Consider the following 7,417-nt stretch of genomic DNA (forward strand, 5'->3'; position numbering starts at 1 on the left):
TGGCTCGTGAGTGGCTACGAGTGTTATTATAGAACACTCGTAGCCACTCACGAGCCACGCTGGGTCGGGACGCTACAACTTGGCGAATTCCCCCACGGGCAGCACCTTTACCTCGGTGCCTTCGGGCGCCAGGTGGGTGAACATGCCGTAGTGCATGGCGGGCTTCGCGAGCACGGCTTCGTGAATGGGCGTGGCCAGCCGGGGCGACACCGCGCGCAGGAAGTCGACGGCCTCGCTCAGCTTCAGCCAAGGCGCACCCGTCGGCAGCCCGAGGGTGTCGATCTTCTGCTCCGGCACGAAGAACGAGTCGCCGGGGTGATAGAACGCACCGTGGTCCAGGATGTACCCGATGTTCGGGATCTGCGGGATGTCCGGATGGATGATCGCGTGATCCCCGCCGACGACGTTGATCGCGGCGCCGCTGAATTCGAACTCGTCCCCGGGATGCGCCACGCGGAATTGCACGCCGAGCTTCTCGACGGTGTCCGCCGTTCCAGGGTCGACGATGAGCTGTGCGTTCGGGTTCGCTTCGAGCAACGCGGGGAGCTTGTCGACGTCGAGGTGGTCGAAGTGCTGGTGGGTGACCAGCACGGCGTCGAGCTCACGCTCGCTTTCGAAGCCGGTGGAGAACGTGCCCGGGTCGATCAGGATCCTCGCGCCGTCGGTCTCCAATAAGACGCAAGAGTGTCCGAAGTGGACAATTCGCATGCTGAAACTCCCTTTGAAGAGGCAGAATCCCAGTCTACGGCCGCAATAATGCGTCGCCAAGTTCCGTGCGCCGGTAAAGCACGGCGTGACCGCGCCGATTCGTGGTGAGCAGACCCGCCGCGCGCAACGCCGTGAGATGCTCGGAAACGGTTCCGTTGCTCAGGCCCAGGCGGGTGGCCAGCGCCGAGGTGCTCGCCGGTTCGTCCAGCGCGGTCAGCAGCGCGGCCTTGGTCCGGCCCAGGATCCCGGCCAGCGCGGTCCGCGGCCGGGTGTCGGCTGTCCACAGCGACGCGACACCGCGCGCCGGGTAGATCAGCGCCGGTTGCCAGGGCGGCACGGTGATCACGCCGACGTTCGGCCACGCGAAGACGCCCGGGATCAGCAGCAGCCCGCGCCGGTCGAGCGGGATGCGGGCGCGGGCCTGGACGGCGATCATCAGTACGTCGTCGACGAGCCGGACCCGCTGGTGAAGGTCGTCGAAGACGAGCGCGACACCGCCTTCCGCGAGCCGTCGTGAGCGGTATTCGATGTCGGCGGTGAGCAGCTGGTGGATCCGTGGCCAGTGTGGTTCGAGTAGTTCCGTCCAGACGCGTTCGAGCTGGTCGGCAAGCAGATCGCGCGCTATCGACGGGTCCGAAGGCAATGAGCTGAGGTCGGCGTCGACCATCGCCAGCTCGGTGGCGACCTGGCTCGGTGACGTCCGGCGGATCTCGGCGAGCTGGGCTTCGGCGGTGGTCAGCGGGCCGTCGGGCGGCGGGCTGAGGAAGTCGGTGATGTAGTGCCGCGCGCTCATCACCGCCGCGAGCTGGGGGACGCGCAGCTTCCGCGGCACGTTCTCGAGCCACGGCAGGTGACTCGGGTGCCCGCGCAGGCCGAGGATCGTCTGCATCGCCCCGAGCGCTTCGTCCAGCGGCGAGATCGCGAACCGCACCCCCGCCGGACTCAACCCCAACTCAATCACCGCGCCCCCTCCCGGAGAATATGTCGACATATTCGGCGATTCGGGCATTCCCAAATCCCCGAACATGTCGACATATTCGGAGGTTCGGGAATGCCCGAATCAGTATGAGCGAAGGGGGCGGGGGCACAGGGTTCGGGTATGACGGAGAAGTTGTTTACGCACCGCGCTTATTGGCGCTGGTCGACTGGCGTCCAGCTGGCCCGGCTCCCCGCCGCGATGGCGCCACTGGCGTTCACCGTGCTGACCACAGCGACCACCGGGTCGTACCGGCTCGGCGGGATCATGATGTCGGTCTACGTCGTCGCCGAGCTGGTCTGCGCGGTGCCGTCAGGTCGCCTGCTCGACCGCGTCGGCCCGGCGAAAGGCCTGGTCCTGCTGCTGGTCTGTGCCGCCGCCGGACTCGGTGGGCTGGCTGCCGCAGCCTCCGCGGGTGCCTCCGGTGCGACGCTGCTCGCGCTGGTCGTGGTGCCCGGCGCGATCTCCGGAGGGCTGTCCGGCGGCTTCCGCACCCTGCTTGCGGGCACGATCTCAGACGAATTGCTGCCCAGGGCCATCGCCGTCGACGCGATGATCCTCGACGGCGTCCTCATCCTCGGACCCGCGCTGGTCGCGGTGCTCACCATGGCGGACTCGCTCTTGCCGCTGGTCGCGATGGCCGTCGTCTATCTGCTGTCGGCGACGCTGGTGCCGCAACCCTCGGTGTCACGTGAAACCCCGTCCGCGAACCGACCGATGCGAACGGCTCTGCCGTGGCTCGCTTGCCAGTTCACGATCGGGCATCTGCTGTCGACGGTCGAGGTCGCGCCGCTGCCCTTGGCCCAGCGGCTCGGCGCGGGGGAGCGCGCGGCGGCGCTGGTCATCGCCGTGCTGTGCGGCGCGAGCATCGCGGGGAGCGCGCTGTACGCGTGGCGCGGCCTGAAGTTGGGACGGCCACGGCTTCAAGCAGGCCTTTTGCTGGGCGGGTTCGTCGTGGGCGGCTCCCTCGTGGCGGGGAACTTCGGCTGGCCGGGGCTGCTCGCCGGGATCGTGGTCATCGGGTCCTGTACCGGCCCGCTGGTGACCGTCGCTTCGGTGCAAATGCAGCGCCTTCTGCCGAAAGAACGCAGGTCAGAAGGGTTCTCGTTGTCGTTCGCCGTGCAGTCCACCGGATTCGGGATCGGTTCGCTCAGCGTCGGCGTCCTGCCGCTGTCTTTGGCGCCACTGTTGGGTGTTGCCAGCGCACTCGTTGCCTGTTTAATGCTCGGTAAGCGGCCGAAGGCTACTGTTGGCACATTGTCAGCAACCTCGTAGCCTGGGTCCTATCCGAGACCACAGGAGACGCCGATGACCGCCGTCCAGCCGAAGCCGTCCACACCAGCGGTGGGCGAGACCTTCGACTCGCTCAGCCCGGCGACCGATGAGGTCGTGGGCACCTATCCCATTCACTCCGCCGCGGACGTCGAGGCCGCCGTCGAACGCGCCCGCGTCGCCGCCGAATGGTGGGACTCGCTGGGCTTCGACGGCCGCGCCGAGCGGCTGCGGAAGTGGAAGGGCGTGGTCACGCGCCGCCTCGCGCAACTGTGCCAGGTCGTGCGCGACGAGACCGGCAAACCGATCGCGGACGCGCAGCTCGAAGCCGTCCTCGCCATCGAGCACATCGCGTGGGCCGGCAAAAATGCCCGAAAGGTGCTGGGCAAGAAGAAGCGCCCCGCCGGGCTGCTGATGTCGAACCAGTCCGCGACCGTCGAGTACCAGCCGCTGGGCGTGGTCGGCGTGATCGGGCCGTGGAATTACCCGGTGTTCACGCCGCTCGGCTCCATCGCCTACGCGCTGGCAGCCGGCAACGCGGTGGTCTTCAAGCCGAGCGAGTGCACCCCCGGCGTCGGGAAATGGCTGGTCGACGCGTTCAACGAGATCGTCCCCGAGGCGCCGGTCCTGCAGCTCATCACCGGTTTCGGCGAGACGGGCGCGGCCCTGACCCGCTCCGGCGTCAACAAGATCGCGTTCACCGGCTCGACAGCGACCGGCAAGAAGATTATGGCCGCGGCCGCCGACACGCTGACCCCGGTGATCATCGAAGCCGGCGGCAAGGACCCGGTCCTGGTCGACGTCGACGCCGACCTCGACGCGGCCGCCGACGCCACGGTGTGGGGCGCGTTCTCGAACTCCGGCCAGACCTGCATCGGCGTCGAGCGCGTCTACGTGCACGAGAAGGTCCACGACGAGTTCGTCGCGAAGGTCGTCGAGAAGAGCAAGGGAGTCCGCGCGGGCTCCGACGCGGGCGCGCAGTACGGCCCGATGACCATGCCTTCGCAGCTCAACGTCGTCCGCAGGCATATCGAAGACGCCCTCGCTCGTGGTGGAAAGGCGCTCGTCGGCGGAGCCGACGCTGTCGGCGACAGGTACGTCCAGCCGACCGTGCTCGTCGACGTGCCCGAGGATTCCGAAGCGGTACAAGAGGAAACCTTCGGCCCGACGGTCACCATCGCCAAGGTCCGCGACATGGACGAAGCCGTGGAGAAGGCCAACAACACCAAGTACGGCCTCGGCTCGACGGTGTTCTCCAAGGCCCGCGGCATGGAACTCGCCGGGAAACTGCGCACCGGGATGACGTCGATCAACGCGCCACTCTCGTTCGCGGGGATCGCGTCACTGCCGTTCGGCGGCGTCGGCGACTCGGGCTTCGGCCGCATCCACGGCGCCGACGGCCTCCGCGAGTTCGCCCGCTCCAAGGCCATCGCACGGCAGAAGTTCACCGCGCCGATCGCGCTGACCACCTTCGCCCGTAAGGAAAAGACCGACGTCCTCGTCGCGAAGCTGATCACCATCCTGCACGGCAAGCGTTAGCCGGTCGCACTTTCTCGCAAGAGTGCCGTCACCGAGGAGCCGCACGCGGGCTCCCGGCGAGGCACTCTTGCGAGAAAGTGCGAGTTCAACGCCCCCTGATCAGGTCGGACGCCTTCTCCGCCACCATGATCGCGGGAGCGTTCGTGTTCCCGCGCGGCACCACGGGCATCACCGACGCGTCGACCACGCGAAGCCCGTCCACCCCGCGCACCTTCAACGTCGGATCGACGACGGCGTGCTCGCCCGTCCCCATCGCGCAGGTGCCCACCGGGTGGTACAGCGTCTGCGTGTGCGACCGGATCTGCTCGGCCAGCGCTTCATCGTCGAGGTCATGCGTCGCGGGCAGGAACGGCTTGTCGAGGAACTTCGTCAGCGCCCCGGACTTCCCGATCTCGATCAGCGACCGCAGCCCGGACATCATCGCGTCGAAGTCCGCGGACTCCGAATAGTACGCCGGATCGATTTCCGGCTTCCACAACGGATTCGACGACTTCAGCCGCAGCCTGCCCCGGCTCGCGACGTCGACCAGCGTCGCCGCCGAGGTGAACCCGGACACCGTCGGCTCGCGGAAACCATTGTCGTAGAACAGGGTCGGCGCGACATGGATCTGCATGTTCGGTCCGGCCAGTCCGTCCAAAGTGGAATAGAACCCGCCGGCCTCACCGATGTTCGACGTCAGCGGCCCGCGTTTGGTCAGCTGCCAGCGCACCAGTCCGGCGGGAGTGGCGAAGTCCGCGATGTCGGTGGTTCCCTTGGTGGACCAGACGATCCCGGCGGCGGGGTGGTCGTGCAGGTTGTCACCGACACCCGCCAGCCCGACGGCGACGTCGATCCCGAGTTCCTTCAGGTGCTCGGCCGGACCGATCCCCGAAAGCATCAGCAGCTGCGGTGAGTTGATCGCACCGCCGCTGAGCAGGACCTCGGCGTCCGCGCGCACGGTCACCTCGACCCCGTTGTCCAAATAGGACACTCCGACCGCGCGAGTGCCTTCCAGGACGATACGAGTCGCCTGCGCGTTCGTGCGCACGGTGAGGTTCGGGCGTTCCATCACGGGCCGGAGGTACGCGTCGGCGGCCGACCAGCGGCGGCCCTTCCTGCAGGTCACCTGGTAGACCCCGGCGCCTTCCTGTGTCTCGCCGTTGAAGTCCTCGTTGCGCTTGAGGCCCCACAACACCGCGGAATCGACCCAGGCGCTGGACAGTTCGTGCGTGTAGCGGCGGTCTTCGACGTGCAGTGGCCCGTCGGTGCCGTGCAGCTCGCCACCGAAGCGCTGGTTGCCCTCCGCGCGGATGAAGTAGGGCAGGACGTCGTCGAAACCCCAGCCCGCGGCGCCGTGCGAGTCGCGCCAGCCGTCGTAGTCGGCGCGGTTCCCGCGGATGTAGATCATCGCGTTCATCGAGGAGCAGCCGCCGAGCATCTTCCCGCGCGGCCAGTATTCCTTCTTGCCGGTGTGCTTCTGTTCGACGGTCTCGTAGTTCCAGTCCCACTTGGTCTTGAACAACGTCGCGAACGCGGCGGGGATGCGGATCGCGTCGTCGGTGTCCTCACCGCCGGCTTCCAGGAGCAGGACGCGCGCCGCCGGATCCTCGCTCAGCCGATTGGCCAGCACGCAGCCCGCGCTGCCGGCGCCGACGATGACGTAGTCGAAGGATTCCTGAACGGCCACGATGCCTCCAGTAATTGGCGTGATGTCAATACCTGATGATGCCCTGGTCCGCCCGCGGGCGGAAGAGCCTCGCCGGGCAAGCATCCCCCAAACGGCCCTGGGCGGCGACCCTGTCGGCTGATCGGCGGATCACCCGTCCGTGAGCGACAATTGATCTGGGCGGGGCCGACGAGCGTCGGGGGCTCGTCGGCCCCGCCTGCCTGGTGAAGTAGGCTCAGGGAGTACCCACGACCTGCATAAATAAGGAGCAGCCTGCCGTGGCCCGAGTCGTCGTAGACGTCATGCCGAAGCCCGAAATCCTGGATCCTCAGGGCCAAGCAGTGGTCGGTGCGCTGCCGCGCCTCGGCTTCAAGGGAGTGTCCGAGGTCCGCCAAGGCAAGCACTTCGAGCTCGAGGTCGACGACACCGTCGACGACGAGACCCTCGCGAAGATCGCCGAAGGCTTCCTGGCCAACCCGGTTATCGAGCAGTGGACCGTCCGCCGGATCGCCGAATGAGTGCCCGGATCGGGGTCATCACGTTCCCCGGCACGCTGGACGACGGCGACGCGCTGCGCGCGGTCAAGTACGCCGACGCCGAGCCCGTGTCGCTGTGGCACGCGGACCCCGACCTCCACGGTGTCGACGCGGTGATCGTCCCGGGCGGGTTCTCCTACGGTGACTACCTCCGCGCCGGCGTCATCGCGCGGTTCGCGCCGGTGATGGACTCGGTCATCGAGGCCGCCGGCAAGGGCATGCCCGTGCTGGGTATTTGCAACGGTTTCCAGATCCTGTGCGAGGCCGGACTCCTGCCGGGCGCCATGATCCGCAACGCCGGGCTGCACTTCATCTGCCGCGACCAGTGGCTGCGCGTCGAGAACAACGAGACGTCGTGGACCAGCCGGTACGAGAAGGACGCCGAGATCCTGGTCCCGATGAAGAACATCGACGGCTGCTTCGTCGCCGAGCAGCACACGCTCGACGAACTCGAAGGCGAAGGCCGGGTCGTGTTCCGGTACGTCGGCGGCAACCCCAACGGGTCGCGTAACGACATCGCCGGGATCCGCAGCGCCAACGGCCGCGTCGTCGGCCTGATGCCGCACCCCGAGCACGCCATCGACGCCCTCACCGGCCCGTCGGACGACGGCCTCGGCATGTTCTACTCCGCCGTCGACGCCCTCGTTAAGGCCTGACGCACCGCTTCAAAGCCACCATGGCCACCTTGGTTGCGTTCAACGCAACCAAGGTGGCCATGGTGGCTCTTTAGGCCTCGACCGA

General features: G+C 67.6%; 7 protein-coding genes. 4 read left to right on the forward strand and 3 right to left on the reverse strand.

The window, feature by feature from the left end:
• Window positions 1–72: 72 nt before the first annotated feature.
• Together VGP60_RS40035 and VGP60_RS40040 are read right to left on the reverse strand one after the other, a co-directional pair.
• The gene (locus tag VGP60_RS40035) at window positions 73–708 is read right to left on the reverse strand and encodes an MBL fold metallo-hydrolase (RefSeq protein ID WP_327553448.1); all 636 of its coding nucleotides are present in this window, start codon (window positions 706–708) and stop codon (window positions 73–75) included.
• Window positions 709–742: 34 nt separating this feature from the next.
• A complete protein-coding gene (locus tag VGP60_RS40040) occupies window positions 743–1,669 on the reverse strand; it encodes a DUF5937 family protein (protein WP_327553449.1) in 927 nt (308 codons plus the stop codon).
• 138 nt (window positions 1,670–1,807) lie between these two features.
• Here VGP60_RS40040 and VGP60_RS40045 point away from each other — a divergent pair, with 138 nt between their 5' ends.
• Both VGP60_RS40045 and VGP60_RS40050 read left to right on the forward strand, forming a co-directional pair.
• Window positions 1,808–2,959, forward strand: coding sequence for an MFS transporter (locus VGP60_RS40045; RefSeq protein WP_327553450.1), 1,152 nt, complete (start codon window positions 1,808–1,810; stop codon window positions 2,957–2,959).
• Window positions 2,960–2,992: 33 nt separating this feature from the next.
• Window positions 2,993–4,495: an aldehyde dehydrogenase family protein gene (locus VGP60_RS40050; RefSeq protein ID WP_327553451.1), complete on the forward strand. Its 1,503-nt coding sequence runs from the start codon at window positions 2,993–2,995 to the stop codon at window positions 4,493–4,495.
• Between the two features lie 85 nt (window positions 4,496–4,580).
• Here the strand turns inward: VGP60_RS40050 and VGP60_RS40055 are convergent, their stop codons facing one another.
• The gene (locus VGP60_RS40055; RefSeq protein WP_327553452.1) at window positions 4,581–6,161 is read right to left on the reverse strand and encodes a GMC family oxidoreductase; all 1,581 of its coding nucleotides are present in this window, start codon (window positions 6,159–6,161) and stop codon (window positions 4,581–4,583) included.
• 257 nt (window positions 6,162–6,418) lie between these two features.
• Between VGP60_RS40055 and purS the strand changes: the two genes are divergently transcribed.
• Both purS and purQ read left to right on the forward strand, forming a co-directional pair.
• Window positions 6,419–6,658 carry a phosphoribosylformylglycinamidine synthase subunit PurS gene (gene purS, locus VGP60_RS40060; protein WP_327553453.1) on the forward strand — a complete coding sequence of 80 codons (240 nt, stop codon included), beginning with the start codon at window positions 6,419–6,421 and terminating at the stop codon, window positions 6,656–6,658.
• Complete coding sequence (gene purQ, locus VGP60_RS40065) at window positions 6,655–7,332, forward strand: phosphoribosylformylglycinamidine synthase subunit PurQ (protein ID WP_327553454.1); 678 nt, start codon at window positions 6,655–6,657, stop codon at window positions 7,330–7,332. Before purS ends, purQ begins: the two co-directional genes overlap by 4 nt.
• Window positions 7,333–7,417: the final 85 nt, after the last annotated feature.

Origin of the sequence: Amycolatopsis sp. (genome assembly GCF_036008905.1) — a bacterium.
GTDB lineage: Bacteria > Actinomycetota > Actinomycetes > Mycobacteriales > Pseudonocardiaceae > Amycolatopsis.